General features: G+C 41.1%; 21 protein-coding genes and 1 other annotated feature. Of the genes, 19 read left to right on the top strand and 2 right to left on the bottom strand.

Going from position 1 to position 23,085, the window contains the following annotated elements:
• The first annotated feature begins 126 nt into the window (after nucleotides 1-126).
• From WMZ97_RS20500 to WMZ97_RS20465, 8 genes are all read left to right on the top strand, one after another.
• Entirely contained in the window at nucleotides 127-414 is a 288-nt protein-coding gene (locus WMZ97_RS20500; protein ID WP_343273978.1) for a transposase, read from the top strand.
• 162 nt (nucleotides 415-576) lie between these two features.
• Nucleotides 577-816 (top strand) — a binding site (T-box leader).
• Nucleotides 817-861: 45 nt separating this feature from the next.
• Nucleotides 862-3,510, top strand: a complete 2,649-nt coding sequence (locus WMZ97_RS20495; RefSeq protein ID WP_343273967.1) for a valine--tRNA ligase — start codon at nucleotides 862-864, stop codon at nucleotides 3,508-3,510.
• Between the two features lie 452 nt (nucleotides 3,511-3,962).
• On the top strand, nucleotides 3,963-4,463 hold the full coding sequence (locus tag WMZ97_RS20490) for a GNAT family N-acetyltransferase (RefSeq protein ID WP_343273966.1): 501 nt from the start codon (nucleotides 3,963-3,965) through the stop codon (nucleotides 4,461-4,463).
• A gap of 160 nt (nucleotides 4,464-4,623) precedes the next feature.
• Nucleotides 4,624-4,905 carry a hypothetical protein gene (locus WMZ97_RS20485; protein WP_343273965.1) on the top strand — a complete coding sequence of 94 codons (282 nt, stop codon included), beginning with the start codon at nucleotides 4,624-4,626 and terminating at the stop codon, nucleotides 4,903-4,905.
• A 147-nt stretch (nucleotides 4,906-5,052) separates the two neighbouring features.
• A complete protein-coding gene (locus tag WMZ97_RS20480; protein ID WP_343273964.1) occupies nucleotides 5,053-5,877 on the top strand; it encodes a class I SAM-dependent methyltransferase in 825 nt (274 codons plus the stop codon).
• 161 nt (nucleotides 5,878-6,038) lie between these two features.
• Complete coding sequence (locus tag WMZ97_RS20475; RefSeq protein WP_343273963.1) at nucleotides 6,039-6,575, top strand: GNAT family N-acetyltransferase; 537 nt, start codon at nucleotides 6,039-6,041, stop codon at nucleotides 6,573-6,575.
• A 414-nt stretch (nucleotides 6,576-6,989) separates the two neighbouring features.
• A complete protein-coding gene (locus WMZ97_RS20470) occupies nucleotides 6,990-7,217 on the top strand; it encodes a hypothetical protein (RefSeq protein ID WP_343273979.1) in 228 nt (75 codons plus the stop codon).
• A gap of 274 nt (nucleotides 7,218-7,491) precedes the next feature.
• Nucleotides 7,492-7,998 carry a hypothetical protein gene (locus WMZ97_RS20465; protein WP_343273962.1) on the top strand — a complete coding sequence of 169 codons (507 nt, stop codon included), beginning with the start codon at nucleotides 7,492-7,494 and terminating at the stop codon, nucleotides 7,996-7,998.
• 200 nt (nucleotides 7,999-8,198) lie between these two features.
• Here WMZ97_RS20465 and WMZ97_RS20460 read toward each other — a convergent pair whose 3' ends face one another.
• Both WMZ97_RS20460 and WMZ97_RS20455 read right to left on the bottom strand, forming a co-directional pair.
• Nucleotides 8,199-9,077: an ATP-grasp domain-containing protein gene (locus WMZ97_RS20460; protein ID WP_343273961.1), complete on the bottom strand. Its 879-nt coding sequence runs from the start codon at nucleotides 9,075-9,077 to the stop codon at nucleotides 8,199-8,201.
• A complete protein-coding gene (locus WMZ97_RS20455) occupies nucleotides 9,074-9,979 on the bottom strand; it encodes an ATP-grasp domain-containing protein (protein ID WP_343273960.1) in 906 nt (301 codons plus the stop codon). The genes WMZ97_RS20460 and WMZ97_RS20455 overlap by 4 nt, the downstream gene beginning before the upstream one ends.
• An 893-nt stretch (nucleotides 9,980-10,872) precedes the next feature.
• Between WMZ97_RS20455 and WMZ97_RS20450 the strand changes: the two genes are divergently transcribed.
• From WMZ97_RS20450 to WMZ97_RS20400, 11 genes are all read left to right on the top strand, one after another.
• Nucleotides 10,873-12,171 (top strand): bifunctional folylpolyglutamate synthase/dihydrofolate synthase, encoded by a 1,299-nt coding sequence (locus tag WMZ97_RS20450; protein WP_343273959.1) that lies wholly within the window; start codon nucleotides 10,873-10,875, stop codon nucleotides 12,169-12,171.
• A 126-nt stretch (nucleotides 12,172-12,297) separates the two neighbouring features.
• Nucleotides 12,298-13,221, top strand: a complete 924-nt coding sequence (locus WMZ97_RS20445; RefSeq protein WP_343273958.1) for a hypothetical protein — start codon at nucleotides 12,298-12,300, stop codon at nucleotides 13,219-13,221.
• A 383-nt stretch (nucleotides 13,222-13,604) separates the two neighbouring features.
• Nucleotides 13,605-14,294 carry a RadC family protein gene (radC, locus tag WMZ97_RS20440; RefSeq protein ID WP_343273957.1) on the top strand — a complete coding sequence of 230 codons (690 nt, stop codon included), beginning with the start codon at nucleotides 13,605-13,607 and terminating at the stop codon, nucleotides 14,292-14,294.
• A gap of 279 nt (nucleotides 14,295-14,573) precedes the next feature.
• Entirely contained in the window at nucleotides 14,574-15,614 is a 1,041-nt protein-coding gene (locus WMZ97_RS20435; RefSeq protein WP_343273956.1) for a rod shape-determining protein, read from the top strand.
• 12 nt (nucleotides 15,615-15,626) lie between these two features.
• Nucleotides 15,627-16,511 (top strand): rod shape-determining protein MreC, encoded by an 885-nt coding sequence (gene mreC, locus WMZ97_RS20430; protein ID WP_343273955.1) that lies wholly within the window; start codon nucleotides 15,627-15,629, stop codon nucleotides 16,509-16,511.
• Entirely contained in the window at nucleotides 16,511-17,038 is a 528-nt protein-coding gene (gene mreD / locus WMZ97_RS20425) for a rod shape-determining protein MreD (protein ID WP_343273954.1), read from the top strand. Before mreC ends, mreD begins: the two co-directional genes overlap by 1 nt.
• Before the next feature lie 19 nt (nucleotides 17,039-17,057).
• Nucleotides 17,058-17,774: a septum site-determining protein MinC gene (gene minC, locus WMZ97_RS20420; RefSeq protein WP_343273953.1), complete on the top strand. Its 717-nt coding sequence runs from the start codon at nucleotides 17,058-17,060 to the stop codon at nucleotides 17,772-17,774.
• The gene (gene minD / locus WMZ97_RS20415; RefSeq protein WP_343273952.1) at nucleotides 17,767-18,564 is read left to right on the top strand and encodes a septum site-determining protein MinD; all 798 of its coding nucleotides are present in this window, start codon (nucleotides 17,767-17,769) and stop codon (nucleotides 18,562-18,564) included. Before minC ends, minD begins: the two co-directional genes overlap by 8 nt.
• 493 nt (nucleotides 18,565-19,057) lie before the next feature.
• On the top strand, nucleotides 19,058-21,028 hold the full coding sequence (locus WMZ97_RS20410; RefSeq protein WP_343273951.1) for a penicillin-binding transpeptidase domain-containing protein: 1,971 nt from the start codon (nucleotides 19,058-19,060) through the stop codon (nucleotides 21,026-21,028).
• Nucleotides 21,029-21,353: 325 nt separating this feature from the next.
• Complete coding sequence (locus WMZ97_RS20405) at nucleotides 21,354-22,139, top strand: M23 family metallopeptidase (protein WP_343273950.1); 786 nt, start codon at nucleotides 21,354-21,356, stop codon at nucleotides 22,137-22,139.
• Nucleotides 22,126-22,989, top strand: coding sequence for a site-2 protease family protein (locus WMZ97_RS20400; RefSeq protein ID WP_343273949.1), 864 nt, complete (start codon nucleotides 22,126-22,128; stop codon nucleotides 22,987-22,989). Before WMZ97_RS20405 ends, WMZ97_RS20400 begins: the two co-directional genes overlap by 14 nt.
• Nucleotides 22,990-23,085 lie beyond the last annotated feature (96 nt).

The raw sequence follows: 23,085 nt of genomic DNA, 5'->3' as shown, positions 1-23,085 counted from the left end.
TCTATAGCTCATTTCTTCTTCCCTTAAAGGAAATAGTCTAAAGTATGTCAACGGTTACTGGATAGGATGATACATATCGTCCATACTAGTAAAAACGGTCTGGGTGAGGTGGTATACGTGAAGATCATGCTAATTGCTGGAAGTATCATTCTTCCTTTATTGATGTTCTATACTCAACAGATTTGGCCACGACTAAGGTTTATTTACAATTTAGTCAGCATTGTAGCCGTCTTGGTGTTTGGGAATATTGCTTCCTTATCGATATATCAAATTATTATAGATAAAACGGTTTTCATGACGGCGATTCATGCGATATTTTTAAATCCTTTTTTCTTAATTGCCGGATCTTACATAGGCGTCTACATTCTTTACAGGCTTTTGCTGTTAAGCCTGGAGGAACGCGAATATGAATGAGAAAGCAATTTCATTACGCGCACGTTTGATCATTTTTGGCACATGATCATAGCCATGGCAGAACGTGAGATACATTTATATTGCTTTTTTGATTGGTTATCGATAAAATAATGGGTAATAAGGTGTTGCGAGCATGCAGCACATTTCGAGTATCCTTCATAATCAAATGTGACGATAGGGAGGAGTACAGGATAATCACCTAAAAGAGAGGGAAATGCGTAGCTGAAAATTTCCCAGGAACAGATTACCTGGAAGGTCGCCCTTGATGCAGCTTTTTTGAAAGCCCTAGTGAGTAGTAAAAAAAGCCGGCTGCTGACCGTTAACAAGCATGAGTGTACAAGTGCAAGCAATGATTTGTAAACAAAGGTGGTACCACGGAAACAAATCCTTTTCGTCCTTTATGGGGAGAGAGGGATTTTTTTATATTCAAAAAAGGAGGAAAAAATTGTGAGTGACAAGGAAAGATCAGCCTTACCATCAAAATATAACCCGCAAGAAAGCGAAAAAGGCCGCTACCAGTTCTGGCTGGACGGCAAGTTTTTTGAAGCAACTGGTGATGAAACGAAAGAACCGTTTACGATCGTTATTCCGCCACCAAATGTAACTGGAAAATTGCACTTGGGACACGCGTGGGATACGACCATGCAGGATACGGTGGCACGAATGAAACGTATGCAAGGCTACGATGTACTATGGTTGCCTGGAATGGACCATGCAGGCATTGCTACCCAGGCAAAAGTTGAGGCGAAACTTCGCGATCAAGGGAAAAGCCGGTATGATTTAGGCCGGGAAAAATTTGTGGAAACAGTCTGGGATTGGAAAGAGGAATATGCTAATTTCATCCGCCAGCAATGGGAGAAATTAGGTCTTGGACTGGATTATTCCCGGGAACGGTTTACCATGGACGAAGGGTTATCCAATGCGGTTCGTGAAGTATTTGTTACCCTGTATGAAAAGGGATTGATTTATCGCGGGGAGTATATCATTAACTGGGACCCTAAAACCAAGACAGCTCTTTCGGATATTGAGGTGATTTATCAGGAAGTACAGGGCCATTTTTATCATTTACGCTACCCGTTAAAGGATAGTGAGGAATATATTGAAATTGCGACAACACGTCCTGAAACGATGCTCGGTGATACAGCAATCGCTGTTCATCCGGATGATGACCGTTACAAGCATTTAGTCGGACGCAAGGCAATTTTGCCAATTGTTGGCCGGGAAATTGCAATCGTTGCGGATGATTATGTTGATATGGAGTTTGGTTCTGGAGCCGTCAAGATTACACCGGCACATGACCCGAATGACTTCGAGGTGGGAAATCGCCATAATCTCGAACGGGTGCTTGTGATGAACGAAGATGGAACGATGAATGAAAAGGCCGGTAAATATGATGGCCTTGACCGTTTTGATTGTCGGAAACAAATCGTTCAGGATCTTCAAGCAGCTGGCGTATTGTTTAAAATCGAGGATCACACCCATCAGGTTGGCCATTCGGAGCGCAGTGGTGCGGTGGTGGAACCATATTTATCGACACAATGGTTTGTCAACATGCAGCCAATGGCCGATGCCGCTGTTGCTTTGCAGAAAGATGAAGCGACAAAGGTCCATTTTGTTCCCGAACGTTTTGAGCGGACCTATTTGCATTGGATGGAAAACATCCGCGATTGGTGTATTTCCCGTCAACTGTGGTGGGGGCACCGTATTCCGGCATGGTATCATAAGGAGACTGGTGAGGTATATGTTGGGCGCGAGGCACCTGAGGATATCGAAAATTGGGAGCAGGACGAAGATGTATTGGATACCTGGTTCTCTTCTGGTCTATGGCCGTTTTCTACAATGGGCTGGCCGGACCTGGATGCAGAGGATTTCAAACGATATTTCCCCACCGATGTACTCGTGACCGGGTATGACATTATCTTTTTCTGGGTCGCCCGGATGATTTTTCAGTCAAAACAATTCACTGGTGAGCGTCCGTTTAACGATGTGTTAATTCATGGGTTAATTCGTGATGCAGAGGGGCGCAAAATGAGTAAATCGCTCGGTAATGGCGTTGACCCAATGGATGTTATTGATAAATATGGCGCAGATTCCTTAAGGTATTTCCTATTAACCGGATCTTCGCCAGGACAGGATTTGCGTTTCTACTGGAGCAAGGTAGAATCGACATGGAATTTTGCAAATAAAGTTTGGAATGCTTCCCGCTTTTCGTTAATGAATATGGAAAACTTCACGTACGAGGATATTGATCTGTCTGGTGAACGTTCTTTAGCTGATAAATGGATTTTAACCAGGTTAAATGATACCATCGAGCAGGTAACGCGAAACACGAATAAATACGAATTTGGCGAAGCAGGCCGTGCGTTGTATAACTTTATCTGGGATGAACTATGTGACTGGTATATTGAAATGGCCAAGATTCCGTTATACGGCGAAGATGAAGCGAAGAAACAGACGACACGCTCGGTGCTCAGCTTTGTACTTGATCAGACGATGCGCATGCTGCATCCATACATGCCATTTATCACCGAAGAGATTTGGCAGGCACTTCCACATCAAGGAGAATCCATTACGATTGCCAAATGGCCAGAGGTAAAAGCGGAGCTGCACGATGAACAGGCTGCAAGTGAGATGAACCGGCTAGTATCGATTATTAAATCCGTACGAAATATTCGCGCGGAAGTAAATACGCCGATGTCGAAACAAATTCGGTTACTGATTCAGGCAGAGGATGAAGGGGTACGAGTTGAATTGGAAAGCGAACGGGAATATTTGGAACGATTCTGTAACCCAAGTGAGCTTGTGATCGCTTCGGAAGTTACGGTTCCAGATAAAGCCATGTCGGCAGTCGTTACCGGAGCAGAGCTGTTTTTACCACTGGAAGGATTAATTGATTTTGACAAGGAAATCAAACGTCTGGAAAGTGAACTGGAAAAGTGGAATAAAGAAGTTGAACGTGTCCAGAAGAAATTGGCCAACGAAAACTTTGTCAAGAAAGCACCACAAAAAGTAGTGGACGAAGAAAAGCAAAAAGAACAGGATTATTTGGATAAGCAGGCGAAGGTAAAGGCACGACTAACAGAACTAAGAGGGTAAAACAGAGAAGCTGCAGTTTAAAATAACACGGCCAGTTCTCGGAAAAAGGGATGCAATTCGCAAAAGAATTGGCATCCCTTTTTTGGTGAGTTTAACCGAGCATACAACACCATTAATGCGACATTTATAAGGAGATGTGACATTTGTCAAAGATTTTTAAGGGAAATTTCTGAATCATTTTTAGGTCGTGAAACTAATTATGTTAAAATAATTATAAGGTCTTCGTGTTTATCCCGCCTTAACGGGCAGTAAGACCCCCACTTCAAGATTTTGAAGTGGAACGAAAAAATAAGTGGGGGTCAACTGCCCGTAAAGGTCCGATTCTGTTCAACTAACATTCAGTGGCGGAGAAAGGGAACCCCCACTGAATGAAGTTTCACTTTATGCATCGGGTCATATGGTTGAGCAAGCGAAAGGAATTGAGTTTGTATATTTAATCAGGGGGATTTACGATGGAGATTAGGAAATTAAAAGAAAATGACGTCGAGCAATACCTTGAGTTAAGACTGGAGTCTTTGCAAAAAAATCCAGAAGCATTTGCCACTAGTTATGAGGAAGAAAAAGAACAACCAGTTGAACTATATAAAAACAGATTGAAAGAACAGGGCCTATCTATTACATTTGGTGCCTTTGAAAACTCGCAACTTATAGGCATCATTACTATTGTTAGGGAGAATAAACAAAAGCTTATCCATAGGGCTAATATAGTGTCAACATATGTTATTCCTCAAAAACGCGGTTGTGGAATTGGGAAGAAATTACTGGTACAAGCAATGAAAGAAGCACAAAGCATGGAAGGTATTGAACAGCTGTATTTAACGGTTGCTTCTAAGAATCAAGTGGCAAAGCATCTTTATAAATCAGTGGGTTTTGATTGCTTTGGAACAGATAGAAAGGCATTAAAATTTCAACATGCATATGTTGATGTAGATCATATGGTTTTGTATTTTTAGAAAGTGTGCTTCTGCGAGATGGCGATTGCTTCATAAACAATTACGTCCCTATCATACAAACAGGTCATTTTGTTGCACAGGGTGTATAGGTCAATAAAGTGAAACTTCATTTAGTGGGGGTCTTCTGTCCGTTAAGACGAGATAAAGGGGGAAGAAAATATTGTCCAAAAAACTTTTTGAACGTAATGAGGGAAATTTGGTGGGGCTAATATCTCTTTCTGTTGGACTTTTAGCTGCCAGCATAATTGCATCTTTTATAGACTTAGGTAGAGAAAATTGGTACTGGATAATACCTTTGGCTATTTTAGTATTCATTATTTATAAAATTTTAGAAGTGGTAATTTCACTCTTATTTAAAAATAGAAATATAAAAGTAAGCGAAGGATACTTCATATTGGTTATTGTTATTATAGCATTAATAAACACGTTTATTATTTATTAATCAAACGGGCGCAGTTGTGAAACAAACACTTTGCCTGAATCGGGCCAGTTAGTTGAAGAGGAAATCTCTTAAATAAAGTAAAGGATTATAGTATTTAAGATAGCTTTGAACCTAAGTAAGGATAACTTGGAGTCTGGAGGTATGATATTGAAATCAATTGAATTAAACGAATCCCTATCAACGTTTTTATCTACATACAAGCTATTTGAAGAAGATGAAATTCAGCAAGTCCAGTTACAACATCGATTAGACTTAGTGAAAGCATTTGGGGTAAAAAAAGGTATGCGTATATTAGAAATTGGCTGTGGTCAAGGCGATACAACAGTAGCATTAGCTGACGCAGTGGGGAAAAACGGAAAGATTATCGGAATTGATATTGCCAGTCGTAATTATGGATCTCCTTTGAGTTTGGGACAGGCAACAGACCTGATCAAAAAGTCTGCATTGGGAGAACGTATCTCGTTTCATTTTGAAATGGATTTTGAAACATTTTGTGCTAACGAAGTATTTGATATAGCAGTGTTTTCCCACAGTTCTTGGTATTTCAAAAGACCTGAGGATTTACTCCGTTATTTTAAGAAGTTGCGAAAAATGGCCAAACGTATATGCTTTGCGGAATGGGATCTTGACTTTTCTTACATAACCCAGCGATCCCATTTTTGTGCAGCTTCCATCCTGGCCTTACACGCTAACTTCGTAAATAATGATGGAAATATACAAAATTTGTTTCATAAAATACAAATTCAGGAGTTGCTTGAAAAGGCAAATTTCCGTATCGAAAAACAATGTACAGTCAATGCTATGTATTTACAAGACGCAAAGTGGGAAAAAAGTTATGCGAATAGCATTCGTAAAGACTTCCACGAGGTTCCTCCAATGATACAAACAATGGTTAATAGTTACTATCAACTGATGAATACATCAAATGACAATGAGCAGTCATTAAATAGTTTCATTATATGTGCTAGGTGATTTAAAGTTATCGGACTTTGTAAAACAAAGGGCTAGTGCTATATTAAATAGAAGTCTCTCTATTACACAAACAGGGATCGATTCTGGAACAAAGATTTGCGCACTGTAGTGTTGAATCGGACCAGATTGTTGGAAAAAATAAATAAGGGATGGTTGTTCGAATGAATACAGTCGAACTAAAAAATGGATCAGAGGCTGTCATTCGAGAGGTGATTCTGGATGACGCTGTTCAATTAGTAGATATTCAATTATCTATAGCAGAAGAAAATCTTTATATGGTGACTGAATCTGATGAATTTAGTCTGACAATTACAGAGGAGATGCAACGAATTCAAGGAAGTCTTGATAAACCCGGGAACACCATATTCGTTGCCGAAGTTAACAAGAACATTATCGGTTTTGTTGGAATTGGAAGCGAGACGAAAAAACGGAAGGCACATATAGGAGTGTTGGATATTTTTATTAGAAATAATTGGCGTGAAACAGGAGTTGGTACAGTTTTAATGGATACAATTCTCCTATGGGCTGGAAACGATCCACTAATTGAAAAAATAGGGTTGGCTGTTTTTGCGAGCAACGAACGTGCTGTTCATTTGTACAAAAAACTCGGGTTTTTAGTAGAAGGGCGTCGGGTTAGGGAACTGAAATTTAATAATGAAAAATACATCGATGAAATATTAATGTACAAATTGATCTAATTTTTGATTTCTGCTAAAGGGCGCTATTCTGTTGTAATACGTATGGAAAGGATGTTTCTTTGTTTTTCTTATATGCAGTTTTATTTATAATTTTTGGATATTGTTTCGTCTTGTCTTTAATTAATGCAATAAAGGGAGAAGTATCTCATCACCTTCCTGCAGTGCTTTTTGTTATCTGGTCTTCATTAGCGGCAATTGTTACTACGTTTCTTATGAGTTTATAAAAACAAACAGACGCAGTTGCGGAATAAATGCTGTTTCTGACCATTATCTGGAATAATTATATTTTTTAAAGTATGTTTAAAAAGTTATTTTAATGGTGAAGTTGTTATCATTGCCGCAAACAGGCCATTTAGCAGAATAAGTTATGTTAAAATTGCATCAGTTAAAAACAAGAGAAAGAAGGTTCCTAATATGGGTTCTACTATGGAAATTTTGCGTATTTTATTGCCTGTTGTAGTAGGTGGGATTGCAGTATTTGTAGTTTTAAGAATGAAATATAAATATGATAATGGCACTCTGGGTAAGAAAAAATCCAAAAACGCTCAAAATTTATTGGACAGTCTAATACCATTTGGAATGATGGCTGGTGTTAGATACAGGCGCTGCTCGAACACTGATTTCCCAAGATGCAGTGAATGATATTGGCCTAAATGTTGGCTTGGATGATACTTTTCATAGAAAGGTTGTCTAAAATTTTCATAAAAATGGTGACATTTCTCCTTTTTGCTGATAGAATAATTGTAAGTACATTTCCCCTATTTTTAACCACTTTTTTACCAACCCCAATTTACCTCATGGAATTTCACTTCCTTACGTATATTTCCAACATTAGATTATATGGGATGGTTTATTTTATAGAAAGGATCGCTGCTGAAGAGGGGGTATGAACTTAATATTTCATTAAGCAGGTGATATGATGGGTCTTGATATGTATCTTTTTTCTGCTCCAAGAATAAAAGATATGAAATTGGAAGAAATATTGTCAGTCAATTTGAAATTAGCTGACCTAAGAAAGGAAAACAATGAAACATTTCTGGCAATAAAAGATTACATTAAGCATTTTGAATTCTACGGTCATAAATGGGAAAGTTTATTAACGGAAGAGATGTATTGGAGAAAGGCGAACCATATTCATTCGTGGTTTGTACAACACATTCAGAATGGTATTGATGATAATGGTGCGATGTCGGAAGTGACACTGGAACAGCTTGAGGAGCTTTATCGATCCTGTCGTTTGGTGTTGAGAGACCACTCCAAAGCAATGGATATCTTGCCGAGAATGGCCGGTCCATATTTTGGGGACCTCAGTTATAATTTTTTATATTTGGATCAAGTGAAACAGACATCTGATAAACTTGAACAATTAATGCAGCCGGAATTCCTGGATAAAAACTATTTGCTTTATCAAAGCAGTTGGTGATGGGTTGTGGGAGGGCTTTGTGTATCATTGAGCCATGATATAAAGCATAAAAACCGATTAAACCGACAATTTATTAAACACGTTTCTGCTTATTACTGGATGACGCGGTGTAGATTCGTGTGTTAATGTCATTGTTTTTAGCATTTTAACCCAAAACTGCCCCCGTAAGTTCATATAAACAAAAAGCAGGAACTCCATCATCAACGGAATTCCTGCTTTTTCATAGAAAGTTTTTCTTTCATATGCCGACAATAAATTTCTAGGATATTGACATCACTGACGATACTCAATGTCCGCGAACCAACCACATCCTCTACCTCATTAAATACTAGATTTCCCTCGATATCGATCAGAAAATCAATCCCTACCATATCAAAATCAAAATGCCGAATGATGCGGTTGATCATTGCTGTCTCCTTTTGGCTCAGGCTATATCCTGTGACGGACCCACCCAGTTTATAATTTGCGCGGAAATCCGCTTTATTTTCACGTAATACTGCACCGACGATTTCTTTGCCGACCACAAACACCCGCACATCTTTCCCCAATACGACATTGCACGCCTGAATAATGACTTGATTGCCGGAAATAGTTGCTTTGTGCTCTTCCCACGCAGCCTGATGTGCTATATAGTAAACCTGCTGACCACCATGCCCTCCGGTTTCCTTGAGCACGAAAGGATAGGGAAGTGGCGGTTTTAGTGGCATACTGGCACGCTCCAGAAATATGGTATCAACCATGGGTATCTGAAGGTCACAGATATACTGGTGGGTTAATGCTTTATTATTGCACATGGCTGCTATATGGGCTGCATTAAAGACAGTTATCTCAAGTGCCTCCAGCTGCAGACTTAACAGGTGGTCAATCGTACGGCTAACTGCATAATCAGGTAGCTTTACCGGTTGATTTTTAATAAGAACCGAGCGTTTTTGATCGATAATGCCGATGGTTAGATCTTCTCGGCAGACAAGTGTAAGGGACATGCCTGCGAGATGGGCTTCTTCCACAAACCAGTCAATATACGCTTGGTTTTCGATTGCATCTTTTCTTTTGTATAAGAGCCAGCCGTCAAAACTCATGTTACATCTTCCTTATTGATATATTGTTTCTTGATATAGTGGATAATAAAATCGGCAACATTGATGTTTGTGCTAGTATACATGTTACGAATATGAGCATTCGAGTTTATTTCACAGATAATTGGCGTACCATCGAGGCCAAATAATAAGTCAACTCCCGCAAAGTCGGCGTCTATTGCTTTGGCGGCGGCAATCGCGAGCGATTCTTCCTGTTCGGTTGGCTGATATGCTTTCATGGTGCCACCAGCTGTTACATTTGCCCGAAAATCATCGGTAGCATGGCGGGTCATCGCTGCAACTACGCTGTCGCCAACAACATGCAGCCTTATGTCTTTGCCATAACTCGTTTTGATAAATTCTTGAAATACAAAGGGTCTGTCGGCGATTGCTTTGATTTTGGCATATATTTCTTTTTCAGAGTGAACGAGATACACTTGTTCCCCAAACGATCCATATGCTTCTTTCATGATCATAGGGAGTCCGAGCTGTTTGATAATAGCTGATACATGCTCTGTTGAAATCGTTGCCGAATCAAAAAATACTTTGGGTGCAATAATGGTCTTTGGTATTGGCAGCTGATGTTGGGCTAATACTTGATAGGTGGCAATTTTATCATCGCTGACCGCAATCGTATCGGCGCGGTTAAACACCCGCACACCTAACAATTCCAGCTGTTTCGCCAAATAAATATCTTTGTCTGTAAAAATAACAAAATCTGGTAAGATGGTCTCGCCAATGACATGAAGCTGCTGCGTGCTGATATAGGTAAGCAGCTCATTATTCTGATAGATGTGTGTTTGGATAGCTTGTTTGGCAGCTGCCCGTTGCAGCCATTGGGCAAAGTCACGGAACTTGTCCCCTGGTAATTGTCCATTATAAATAATCCATCCGGTTAGGTTCATAGGTAGATTCCTTTCTTAAAGCGCATGAAAATGCAAGGGCTATTCCCGGGTTGATATGCGGGTTCTTAGGTCGATGTTTTCCTGTATTCGGTTGAAGCCCGCGCATTTAGGTCGAAGTTTCCTTGTATCTGGTTGATGTCCACGCATTTAGGTCGAAGTTTCCTCGCACCTGGTTGATGTCCACGCATTTAGGTCGAAGTTTCTTCGCATCTGGTTGATGCCCACGCATTTAGGTCGATATTTCCTCGTATCTGGTTGATGCCCACGTATCTAGGTTGAAGTTTCCTCGTATCCGGTTGATGTCCACGCATATAGGTCGAAGTTTCCTCGCATCTGGTTGATGTCCACGCATTTAGGTCGAAGTTTCTTCGTATCTGGTTGATGCCCACGCATTTAGGTCGATATTTCCTCGTATCTGGTTGATGTCCACGCATATAGGTCGAAGTTTCCTCGCACCTGGTTGATGTCCACGCATATAGGTCGAAGTTTCCTCGCATCTGGTTGATGTCCACGCATTTAGGTCGATATTTCCTCGTATCTGGTTGATGTCCACGCATTTAGGTCGATATTTCCTCGTATCTGGTTGATGCCCCCGTATCTAGGTTGAAGTTTCCTCATATCCGGTTGATACCCCCGTATCTAGGTTGAAGTTTCCTCGTATCTGGTTGATGCCCCCGTATCTAGGTTGAAGTTTCCTCATATCCAGTTGATGCCCCCGTATCTAGGTTGAAGTTTCCACATATCCGGTTGATGTCCCCGCATTTAGGTCGAAGTTTCCTCGTATACAGTCGATATCCACGCCCTCGCCTTTATTCCCTCTTATTTAAGTATTTTTTCATCCGAATTCTTGCTATAATAATAGGTGTTATTTTGATTGGAAAAGCGGTGTACATATGTTTGACAATTTTCAACAGGTTAGCAGATTTTTTGCGAACCGAAAGCAATTTGGCATGAAGCCAGGTCTGAGTCGCATGCAACAATTATTACAGTTACTGGACAATCCGCAAAACAAACTCAAGGCAGTCCATGTCGCTGGAACGAATGGTAAAGGTTCGACGGTTCATTATTTGAAGGATGCCCTATTGGCCAATGATTATCGTGTTGGCGTTTTTACATCACCAAGTTTTCATGGTCTGACCGGGTATATCTGGCTGGATGATCGTTCCATAACAAAAACCGCCTTTATGAAATGCTTAAATGATATGTATCCGGCTATACAGACGCTGGATAAACAGGGCAATCATCCAACGGAATTTGAGATTATCACTGCGCTCGCATTTGTTTCCTTTGCTAGTCAGGTTGATCTGGCACTGATAGAAACAGGAATGGGAGGCAGAGAAGATACAACGAATTGCATTAATCCCTTATTTTCCATTATAACAAATGTAGCCAGGGATCATATGGCTTTTTTGGGTAATACCATAAAAGAAATCGCTGCCCATAAAGCAGGAATTATTAAATGGATGCGACCTGTAATTGTTGGTGATGTAGAAGCTGAAGCATTCGACGTCATCGCGCATGAAGCACAGCGAAATCATGCGCTGATGTACCAGTATGCTCGGGATTTTTGGATCACGGATGCGGATTCAACGGCTGATTCGTCATCCGCTTTCGTTTGGACAGATGGTGCCATATCAAGAGATGTTACGTTAACCATGCAAGGTCACCATCAACGCCAAAATGCCTCCCTCGCTATCATGGCATTATTTCTTTTGGATGACAAACACTATCCAATGAATTGGAAGAAGGCACTTGATGCGATGGCAAAGACCCATGTTGCTGGCAGGTTTGAATTGGTACAGCAACAGCCGCCTGTCATTATTGACGGTGCACATAACGTAGCGGGGACCCAATCCTTTATTGAAACAATGCTGGCGCACTATCCGAATCGCAATCGAAAATTGATTTTTGCCGGGTTTAAAGACAAGGAATTAGTAACCATGCTTGATCAACTACGTCCATATTTTTCATCAATTACACTAACATCATTTGATCATCCAAGAGCCATTAGCGCTGCCGCTTTGTTTCAAGCTGCCGGAAGGGAAACGTTCATGGTTAGCGAAAATTGGCATGATGCACTTAACCAGTTAAATGAACCTATGTCACCAGATACATGTGTATTTATAACTGGCTCGCTAAACTTTATCCTGGAGGTTCGGAATTACTTTACGCAGAAAAAACGAGATGCGTGATAAGTACAGTCCGAAAAATCTTGACCGTTTATGTTGAACGTTTTTTAACAGGTGTGACAAAACTCGCCTTACTTTTTGATAGAGCTGTGCTAGAGTGAAAAAAAAGCAGCAAAGTGAGGCGAGAACGTGAAGCTAAGAAAACCGATCGTAATTTGGATGAATAATAAAAAACAGACGAAATTTGGACAAGACCGCCGTAAACGTCGTCGGGTTATTCGTGATGAACAGGCATCTACTGTGGAACATACGAAAAATGATGATTCCATCCCCACATTTGAACGATCACACTCCTTTCCTGATAAACATAAGGGGTATAGGTTATTTGGGAAAGGGCAAAAAGGGCGGCACCTAAACCTGAAACCAATTTTAGTGGCGATCCTTTCTGCTGTTGTCGTGGGGGGACTTCTTGGATTTATTATGCTAAACATGTTTAACGGAATTGGCTATCAAACAAATGGTGAATCCGGACAGCAAAATTTGGCTGGTACCGGTTCTGAAAGTGATGCATCAAAGACGACTGCTCAAGGTTCAAGTATGACATTGCCTTCATTAAGTGCCTTTGTCTTACAGGGTGGCGTATTCTCGACACAGGACAATGCGAAACAATGGGTTGAAACATTTCAGCAGGCAGAACACCCGGCTGCCATCTGGGAGCGTGAGGGTCAGTTTACGCTATTAGCTGGACTTGCAGAGACAGAGGAACAAGCGAAGGCGCTTGCTGCTGATTTTACTGATGAAGATATTTATATAAAAGAGTGGAGCACAGAAGAGGCAGATATCGAGGGAACAGACCAAGAACAAAAATGGCTCCAAGCGTTCGTGGATAGATGGAACGATTCTGTTCATTTGTTAAGCAGTGAAAACGAATTGGATACAGAAGCTTGGCAAAAGTTAATGAATGATTTTCCAAAGCAAGCAAGCCATTTGGCCGCTTTTCAAAAGCAGTTAGCTGCATCGTTTAAGGAAATGACCGATGGGAACAACGCGGAGCAAACATTTCTCCTGGAACAATGGCAGCAATATGAAAAATTAGCAGCTGCTCAGGAATAAGCCGGGGCATACAGAAACAGGTTTTGGTCATGAAATCAGTGAAAAATGGAACCGCCGATAAAAGTTTCGAAACCGCCGTTAAATCGCGGAAAACCGCCGATAAACGAATCCAACCCGCCGATAAAACACGAAAGACCGCCTGTGTTCTTTCGCTGTTAATTGTATAACAGCAAATTGGCGCAGTAACTCCAAGTAAGCAGATTTTCAGATTATGCCTATTTTTACGATTTACGTCCTTAATTCGGCTGTAAAATGCATTTTTCCCTTAGCGTAAAATGATGTTTTACCGAATAAAAATAGCCTGGAAACACAATTTCACCTATTTGTTGAAAAACCGATTAACCGCTACGATTAGGTTACCAATAAAAAGGGGGAATTGTGTGATGCAGGCACCAACCATTATGATTAAGGATGTACCAAAAGAGGAGCGGCCACGTGAACGTTTAGTAACGCTTGGGCCGAAGCAATTATCGAATCAGGAGCTGTTTGCTATTCTGCTGGCGAGTGGGACAAAAGAAGAATCGGTAATGGTTTTAGCTCAACGATTACTAACCCATTTCGAGGGGCTGACTTTATTAACGGAAGCAACGTTCGAGGAACTGACAGCAATTAAGGGTATTGGCCCGGCAAAAGGGGTCCTGCTGCTGGCGGCAATAGAGCTAGGTAAACGGATGAACCAATTCAAACCGCTTGATCGTTACGTTATTCGCTCACCTAAGGATGGAGCGGATTATATTATGGAGGAGATGCGGGGGCTGAACCAGGAACATTTTGTCGTGCTGTTCCTTAATACGAAGAACCAGATTATCCATCGACAGACAATATTTGTCGGCAGCCTTAACGCATCAATTGTCCATCCGCGTGAGGTCTTTCGCGAGGCAGTTAAACGATCTGCCGCCTCCATCATTTGCGCTCATAACCATCCCTCAGGCGATCCGACCCCTTCCCATGAAGATATTCATGTAACACGCCGGTTAGTTGAATCCGGAAAAATGATCGGAATTGAAGTGCTCGATCATCTCGTCATTGGGGACCGTAAATTTGCATCGTTAAAGGAAAAAGGATACTTATAGTGAAAATTACACTATCTATTTCTTTATTTTTTTCGTATAATATGATAGACAACTAACAAATTGGCGCCATTTCAATCTTGTATTTGAACTGGCGCTTATTATGATTTAGAATAGGTGAAAAAAAGTTACTTTATGCCAATGAAATGTTAAAATAGATTGGTTAGTATGCATTGCATGAAACGAAACAAATCGATATAGTTAACCTGTAAGAGGATGACGCGTACGGTAAATAACTTTTTGAACAATTTATGTAGGCTTAAATTGGAAAGGGAGATTCATTTGGGAAGATTTAGTTTGTCACAGGACTTAGGAATAGATTTGGGGACGGCAAATACCCTTGTTTTTGTTAAAGGAAAAGGGGTTGTGCTAAGAGAGCCATCGGTTGTGGCAAAAAATGTTGCAACCGGTGATGTCGAAGCGGTTGGAAGCTCTGCTCGAAATATGATTGGCAGAACACCAGGAAATATTACCGTTATTCGGCCAATGAAAGATGGTGTCATTGCCGATTACGATACCACAGCCGTGATGATGAAGTATTATATTAAAAAGGCGATGCGAAAGCGTTCGGCATTTGTCAAGAAACCAAATGTGATGATTTGTGTTCCATCAGGGATTACCATGGTAGAAGAACGGGCTGTCATCGATGCGACGAAACAAGCTGGCGCAAAGGATGCTTTTCCGATCGCCGAACCATTTGCCGCAGCGATTGGTGCTGGCCTCCCGGTTTGGGAACCAACTGGCAGTATGATCGTTGATATTGGTGGTGGAACAACGGAAGTAGCTGTCATTTCGTTGGGGGGAATTGTGACCAGCCAGTCGATTCGGACTGCTGGTGATAATATGGATGATGCCATCACCCAATATATCCGCAAAACGTATAATTTAATGATTGGGGAACGATCAGCGGAGTCAATCAAGCTGGATATTGGAACGGCAGGCGAAGTAAAAGAAAATAAAGAGCTGGACATACGTGGACGAGATATGCTGACAGGCCTGCCTAAAACAATTACCGTAACAGCCAAAGAGGTGGCGGATTCGCTGGCAGATACGGTAAATGACATTATCAATGCGGTGAAAGTTACGCTGGAAAAGACACCTCCTGAGCTGGCAGCCGATATTATGGATCGCGGGATTGTTCTCACTGGTGGTGGTTCGTTATTAAATAATATTGATCAAGTAATAAGTGACGAGACGAAAATGCCTGCATTTGTCGCGGATGAGCCGCTCGACAGTGTGGCCATTGGTACAGGTAAATCATTAGAATACATTCAGCATTTCCGCAGCCATCCAAGTGTATCCACTCGTCCCACCGTTGAATAAGGTTGTGTTTTTATGCCATTTTTTAGAAAAAAACGCTTATTTATTATTTTAATTGGCTTTATTATTTTGGTTGCCTTGATTGGTTTCTCACTTAAAGACAGGGATAATTTGTCCACTCCGGAACAGTTTATTAAAGACACGGTAGGTATGGTCCAAAGTGTGATTCATACACCAGTCAAGTTTGTAACGGATATATTTTCCAATATAGACGATGTAAAGAATACCTATAAGGAAAACCAGTTGTTAAAGGAAAAATTGGCGGAATATAAAAGTTTAATTTATGAAGTTCAGGAAATAAAAGAGGAAAACAAAGAGCTGCATAAAACGTTGGACAAAACGGAATCCATTCGGGACTTTCATCCGATTCAGGCAAGGGTTATGTCACGTACACCAGAACGCTGGGTTGATCAAGTGACGATCAACAAAGGAACACAGGACGGTGTCAAAAAAAATATGGCCGTTATTACAGCGGACGGTATGATTGGGAAAATCCAGAGCGTATCTGCATTCTCATCCACGGTACAACTGCTTACCGGCTTTGACCAGTTTAACCGGATATCGGCGACCATTTCACGTGAGGGTAAAAAGAAGAACGTATTTGGTTTGATTGAAGAATTTGATGAAGAAAGCAATTCCCTATTGTTTAAAATTATCGATGAATCGGATAAAGACCTTAAAAAAGGAGAAGTCGTCGTATCATCGGGAATGGGCGGTGTCTTTCCAGCTGGTCTTACAATTGGCACAGTGAAAAAGGTTGTCCCTGATGAGTATGGATTAACACAAACCGCGCTGATTAAACCAGCCGCTAACATGTACGAAATAAATCATGTAATTGTGGTCGATCGTGACCTTACTGATAAGGATGAGGCGAAACAAGATCAGGGGGATAATGAATAATGAAGCGATTGTTATTACCATTGATTCTTTTCCTGATTGTGATTCTGGAAGGTGTTGCACTTGAACTATTACCGGCTCGTCTGGTAACTGGCGAGCTGTTAATTATTCCGCACTGGGCATTCATTTTTCTAGTGTGTGTTACGATATTCTACGATAAAGAGAATACATATACATCCGTGCTCTACGCTGTTATTTTTGGGTTGCTGATTGATATCGTGTATACAGGAATTCTCGGCGTTTATATGTTTATATACGCTTTGGTTATTTATATTGTGCATGGGTTAAAAAAATTATTGCACGCCAATTTTTATGTAACATTACTGCTGGGATTCATCGGTATCATGCTATCGGATATGCTCATTTATATTATATATTCGGTAATTGATATCACGGAGACGACATTCCATCATTATTTCATTTACCGTTTTATTCCGACTGTTTTGGCGAATTTACTCTTTTTACTGGTGCTATATCCCTTAGTGAAAAAGCCATTGGAGAAATGGAGAGAAGAGCAACTACGCACTTGAGTATAAGCAGCGGTCCAGGATGTGTAAATGGAACGAACGAGGTGAACGTGTATTGCGTGAACGTAAACAACTAATAACGATAAAAGGTACAAGGGATGGTCTGACGCTATTTATTGATGATTCCTGCTCGTTTGAGGATGCGTACCTCGAACTTAGGGAGAAGCTTACGGAGCATCCCAATAAAGAAGATCCAAGCGTAGCTGTTACTGTAAAATTGGGTAATCGTTTTTTAAATCCTGAACAAACAATGCAATTACAGAAGTTAATTAGTAACGATAATCATTTTGACGTGCAGTCATTTGAATCCAATGTCATCACAAAAGAGGAAGCATTGTCCTTAAAAGAAGAAAGTGAAGTAAAAGCGTTAAATAAAATTATTCGCTCCGGCCAAGTACTGGAGGTAACCGGTGACCTGCTTTTAATTGGGGATGTCAATCCGGGTGGAAAGGTTGTCTCTACTGGAAATATATACATCATGGGAAACTTGCGGGGTATTGCCCATGCAGGTGTAACAGGAGACAGGAACGCTGTTATTGCCGCATCCTATATGAAGCCCAGTCAACTTCGAATAGCCGATTATATCAGCCGTGCCCCAGATTATGAATCGGCTGGTGTGTACATGGAATGCGGCCTTATTGATGAAGCAAAGGATAAAATTATTATTGACCGGCTGCAAGTTCTTTCACATAGACGAAAAGATTTAAATGGGTTTGAAAGGAGAATGCTAAATGGGTGAGGCAATTGTCGTTACTTCGGGTAAAGGCGGAGTGGGAAAAACTACTTCCACCGCTAATATTGGTACAGCCTTAGCTTTGCTAAATAAAAAGGTTTGCTTAATTGATATGGACATTGGCTTGCGTAATCTTGATGTGGCAATGGGACTGGAAAACCGGATTATCTTTGATATTGTCGATGTGTTTGAAGAGCGCTGTAAACTGAAACAGGCGCTTATTAAAGATAAACGGTTTGAGTACTTATCACTGCTTCCCGCTTCCCAGACAAGTGACAAAGCGGCTGGTACAACGGAGTATATGAAAAAAATTATCGCGGAATTAAAACAAGAATTTGATTACATTATCATCGATTGTCCAGCGGGAATTGAGCAAGGATTTCAAAATGCCGTCGCCGGTGCTGACCGGGCAATTGTTGTCACCACTCCAGAAAAAGCAAGTGTCCGGGATGCTGACCGAATTATTGGCCTGCTGGAAAAAGAGGATATGGAGTCACCACAGCTGGTAGTTAATCGGATCCGCAATCATATGGTGAAAAACGGGGATATGCTGGATATTGATGAAATCATTCAAATACTATCCATCGATTTGATAGGTATTGTGATTGATGATGATGAGGTCATCAAGGCATCACACAAAGGAGAACCAGTAGCCTTTCATCCAAATTCCAAAGCATCGATCAGCTATCGCAATATTGCTAGAAGAATTCTTGGCGAAGCTGTACCATTACAATCCTTCGAGGAGAAAAAAGGGGTACTCCAACAAGTGAAGAAATTTTTCCGTATACGGTCTTAGATTTTCATATATTAGTAGCGTGTATTGAGCCTCTTTTAGACGTACAAGCAGTGACGAATGATTTGCGCATTCGCCGCTGCTTTTTTAATCGTCCAGGAAATTATAAATTTCTTCTAACCCCGCTTTATCCCGCCTTAATGGGCAGTAAGATCCCCACTTCAAAATTTTGAGGTGGTGGAGCTAAAAAGGATAAGCGGGGATCAACTGCATGACAAAGGTCCGATTCTGTGCTCAGCCTGCACTAGCACGTCTAAGTGCGTCGGACCTCCCACTGAATGAAGTTTCACTTTATTGGTATGCAATTCTTGTAAGATGGAGACAAACTACTTTCCTCATCACAATCAGCATTTAAATTGTTTGTTGACACGTTTTGATTACAGGTGTAGTATGTGATTACAAGTGTAATTCATATGGAAGCACACTTTTATATAGTTAAGCTCGTAACAGATCGGAAGCTTTTATATTTGAGTTTTGGTACAAATGGAGGGATGAAATGAAAAGATATGTGTGGCTATTACTTCTTGTTGTTGCTCTTGGGGCCTGCTCGAACCAGGAGACACAGGAAGATATAATGGACAAGTTTGTTGCTGCATGGAATGATAAGGATTTTGCAGAAATGTATACCTATATTTCAAAAGAGACGAAAGAAGAAATAGATAAAGAGAACTTTGTGAAGCGTTATCAGACCATTTATGAAGCAATTAAGGCCGAAAACCTGACTGTGGAAGCCGTAGATGTCTCTGAAGAGGATAAGGATGAGAAAGCGCCTCGTCCGTATAAGGTAACGATGAACACCATCGCGGGAGAGGTCATTTTTAATGGGGATGCTTCTTTGGTTGAAGAGAAAACAGAAGAAGGTGATACGTGGAAGGTGAAATGGGATTCTTCATTTATTTTCCCAAAACTGGATGATGGGGAAACTATTCGCGTGATTTCCGAAGAACCTATGCGCGGTGAAATTCTGGACCGGAACGAACAGGGCCTGGCGATAAATGCTGCTGTTGATGAAGTAGGTATTGTACCTGGGAAAATGGATGACGATACAATAGCTGAAGTATCCGAGCTGATAGATGTATCTAAGGTAGAAATCGAAACAGCACTTGACGCTGAATGGGTTACGGATGAAACCTTCGTTCCAATTACTAAACTCAAGCCGGGGGAGGATGAAATGGCAGAAGAATTAGTAGAAAGTGCAGGTGTTATGACGCAAAAAACTACTTCCCGCTTCTACCCACTTGCTGAAAAAGCCGCTCATCTGACCGGTTATATTAGAGAAGTAAATGACGAGGATCTGGATGAATTGCCATCGGGTGAATATGGTAACGGGTCGGTAGTGGGCAGTTCTGGTCTGGAGAATATCTATGAAGAAAAATTGCACGGAACTAGAGGCTGGAAGATTTATATCCCGGAGAGTGGGGAAATCATTGCTGAAAAAGAAAAGGAAGACGGAGAGGATGTAATCACCACGATTGATGCCGATTTTCAAAAGAAAATGTTCAAGGAAATGGATGGAGATTCTGGTGCTGGTGTAGCACTGCATCCGAAAACAGGAGAAACACTTGGACTTGTAAGTACACCGGCTTACAATCCCAATTATTTTGTGTTTGGTTGGCCTGAAGGAGAGTTTGAAAAAGCAAATGATGATCCCCGGTCTCCTTTTTCCGCAAAATTTAATAAGCGCTACGCTCCTGGATCTACCATAAAGCCAATTACTGCTTCCATTGCGCTAAATAACGGCAGTTTGAAGGCTGGAGAAAAGAAAACGATTGAAGGTCGAAGTTGGCAGCCGGATGCCAGCTGGGGAGGATATGAAGTGACACGCGTCTCAGATCGTTTAACAGAAGTCAATCTTGCGGATGCATTGCTGACATCAGACAATATTTATTTTGCGCAAGCTGCACTTGATACAGGTAAAGCTAATTTTACAGAAGGGTTGCACAAATTTGGGTTTGAAGAAAAAATACCATATGAATTCCCGATAAACAAGTCTAAAATAGCAAATGACGGGTTGGATAAGGATATTCTTCTTGCTGATACCGGTTATGGACAAGGACAAATGTTAATGTCTCCTGTTCACCTGGCTGCCGCCTTTACGTCATTTTTGAACGATGGCGATATGTTAGCCCCAACTTTAGAATATCAGGAAGAGCCACGTGCCGTGTGGCAGGAAGAGGTAACTCCGGCGGAAGATACAGCAATTATTTCAGAAGGGTTACGCCGTATTGTGGAAAATGAACAGGGATCCGCATACAACCCAGTGCGGGAAAACCTTACGATTGCAGGAAAAACAGGGACAGCAGAACTTAAATCATCGAGGGAAGAGAAAAATGGAAAAGAGAATGGCTGGTTTGTTGCTTATGACTATGAAGACGAAGATTTGCTGATTGTAATGATGATTGAAGATATCAGTAACCGTGGCGGAAGCGGGTACACCGTGAATAAAGTGAAAAAATTGTTTGATTAAATGGAACGGTTAGACAGTTGAATATTTTCATTCTTTTACTGGTGATCATTCATTTAAAAGTAATGGATGCTATTACCTATTATCGGTGGAATACTCTTATTAGGTTATTTTTACTCGTGAAATGAGATTCCGAAAACCGCAAAGAAGATAGTATTATAATGGTTCCATATGTTGTATTAGGTCTTCATGCTTCGGGAATATAGAAATCAGCTGTCTCGCTGATTTCTAACAATCTGACAACGGAATAGTCGTGAACGTTTTTCTTCACATAACTTGTCCCGCCTTCACATACAATGGTAAAAAGTCTGTTGAAGGAATGAGGAGAATGAGCGAAAGGGTCAAACAAGTACGTAAATCAATCGAACAGCGTAAAAAAAACCAGCGTACCTTATCCACTAAAGGGCTGGAGCACAAGAAAATAAGTCCGGTTTTTCCCCAGGAGGAGGAAAAGCATGGGTACTACCCGACACTGCCTGATGGTTTAGGATCGTCCCATAAGGCAAATCGGGGCAAGTGGGTATCCGGGATGATGCTGAAGGGGATATTGGCTGTTATCTTATTTTTTGGTACAGCACTTATCTATCAGACAGATTCCGAAGCGTTCCAAAAACCGGTAAAATGGACAACCACAGCGTTAACAAAGGAGTTTCCGTTTGCCAAGGCGAACCAGTGGTATCAGGAAACGTTTGGCGAACCGCTAGCATTGGCGCCCGAGGATAAGACAAGCGAAAATCATTCCGAGGCAGTGGAAGCATTAGCCCTCCCTGTGAATGGGACAGTAGAAGAGTCCTTCCAGGTGAATGGCTCGGGGATCATGATTGCGCCAAAAGACTCGGCGGAAGTTGCTGTGTTACGCGAGGGTGTTGTTGTGTTTGCCGGGAATGACCGTAAGACGGATAAAACAGTCATTGTACAGCATACGGATGGGAGCACATCAACATATGGTTATCTGGATTCGATCGATGTGCATTTATATCAGCATGTAACCGATCACCAGACCCTTGGAGAATTTGAGCCGGATGAAACGAACAAGACCGTGTTTTTTGCGATTGAAAAGGATAACCAATATATGGACCCGGTACAGGTAATCAAAGTCAATGACACGCCATAACTATTTACCGGCGATTCATATTCATCCCATTCTCCTAGTATTTATTGCGATTTCATTCGTTACCGGGACATTTACCGAGTTAATGATCATTCTGTCGATCGTACTGATCCATGAATTGGGACATTATACCATGGCAAAGGTCTTTAAATGGCGGATTCGCAGCATCATGCTGTGGATCTTCGGTGGTGTGATGGATACGGATGAACATGGAAACCGTCCAATACTTGAAGAAATACTTGTCACCATTGCCGGACCATTGCAGCATGTTCTTATATACGGGATCATACAGATCATCGCAATGAATGAGCTCTTCCCGTCATCCGTTATTATCATAATGGTCCATTACAACACGCTAATTATGTTGTTCAATTTATTGCCACTTTGGCCGCTTGACGGTGGGAAAATTCTGTTTTTACTGCTTTCATCGTTTTTAGCTTATCGGACAGCATATCATTCGGTGCTGGTTATTTCATTCGTTGTCTGCCTTGTGTTTTTGGTATTGCAGTTATTTATTTTTCCGTTTACATTAAGTTCATTCTTGCTGTTTCTGTTTTTGCTGAAGGAAAATCGAATGGATTGGAAGCAACGATACTATGTATTTATGCGATTTTTATTAAAACGATACCAAGGAGATACGCCGATTAATGGGATCCGGTCGATCGTGGTATCTTGTGAAAATAGTATGCTTGACGTATTTGCACGCTTTCATCGGAATCAAAAACATGCCATCTACATCGAATTTCCAGGGGATAAACGTAAGACTATTGCTGAAAATGATTGTTTACGGCAATTCTTTTACGAGAAACAATACAATAAAACCATTGGAGAAATTGCCAGCTATGCCGATTAAATGATCGGCAAGATGTTTTGTAAGTGTAAAATATTTCTCGAGGGTATTTGAGCGATATTCTAGCCAAAAAAGAAAAGGCACTCTATCATAAAATGT

It is taken from the genome of Lentibacillus songyuanensis (genome assembly GCF_039548255.1).
Lineage (GTDB): Bacteria > Bacillota > Bacilli > Bacillales > Amphibacillaceae > Lentibacillus_C > Lentibacillus_C songyuanensis.
The sequence above is the reverse complement of the archived record's forward strand: the minus strand, read 5'-3'. Positions and strand labels throughout refer to the sequence as shown.

What these genes read in the sequence shown, in the direction of transcription:
- WMZ97_RS20500 (WP_343273978.1), top strand. Translation starts at nt 127, where the DNA reads ATGCTAATTGCTGGAAGTATCATTCTTCCTTTATTGATGTTCTATACT.
- WMZ97_RS20490 (WP_343273966.1), top strand. Translation starts at nt 3,963, where the DNA reads ATGGAGATTAGGAAATTAAAAGAAAATGACGTCGAGCAATACCTTGAG.
- WMZ97_RS20475 (WP_343273963.1), top strand. Translation starts at nt 6,039, where the DNA reads ATGAATACAGTCGAACTAAAAAATGGATCAGAGGCTGTCATTCGAGAG.
- WMZ97_RS20470 (WP_343273979.1), top strand. Translation starts at nt 6,990, where the DNA reads ATGGGTTCTACTATGGAAATTTTGCGTATTTTATTGCCTGTTGTAGTA.
- WMZ97_RS20465 (WP_343273962.1), top strand. Translation starts at nt 7,492, where the DNA reads ATGATGGGTCTTGATATGTATCTTTTTTCTGCTCCAAGAATAAAAGAT.
- WMZ97_RS20460 (WP_343273961.1), bottom strand. Translation starts at nt 9,077, where the DNA reads ATGAGTTTTGACGGCTGGCTCTTATACAAAAGAAAAGATGCAATCGAA.
- WMZ97_RS20455 (WP_343273960.1), bottom strand. Translation starts at nt 9,979, where the DNA reads ATGAACCTAACCGGATGGATTATTTATAATGGACAATTACCAGGGGAC.
- WMZ97_RS20450 (WP_343273959.1), top strand. Translation starts at nt 10,873, where the DNA reads ATGTTTGACAATTTTCAACAGGTTAGCAGATTTTTTGCGAACCGAAAG.
- radC (WP_343273957.1), top strand. Translation starts at nt 13,605, where the DNA reads ATGCAGGCACCAACCATTATGATTAAGGATGTACCAAAAGAGGAGCGG.
- mreC (WP_343273955.1), top strand. Translation starts at nt 15,627, where the DNA reads ATGCCATTTTTTAGAAAAAAACGCTTATTTATTATTTTAATTGGCTTT.
- mreD (WP_343273954.1), top strand. Translation starts at nt 16,511, where the DNA reads ATGAAGCGATTGTTATTACCATTGATTCTTTTCCTGATTGTGATTCTG.
- minC (WP_343273953.1), top strand. Translation starts at nt 17,058, where the DNA reads ATGTGTAAATGGAACGAACGAGGTGAACGTGTATTGCGTGAACGTAAA.
- minD (WP_343273952.1), top strand. Translation starts at nt 17,767, where the DNA reads ATGGGTGAGGCAATTGTCGTTACTTCGGGTAAAGGCGGAGTGGGAAAA.
- WMZ97_RS20410 (WP_343273951.1), top strand. Translation starts at nt 19,058, where the DNA reads ATGAAAAGATATGTGTGGCTATTACTTCTTGTTGTTGCTCTTGGGGCC.
- WMZ97_RS20405 (WP_343273950.1), top strand. Translation starts at nt 21,354, where the DNA reads ATGAGCGAAAGGGTCAAACAAGTACGTAAATCAATCGAACAGCGTAAA.
- WMZ97_RS20400 (WP_343273949.1), top strand. Translation starts at nt 22,126, where the DNA reads ATGACACGCCATAACTATTTACCGGCGATTCATATTCATCCCATTCTC.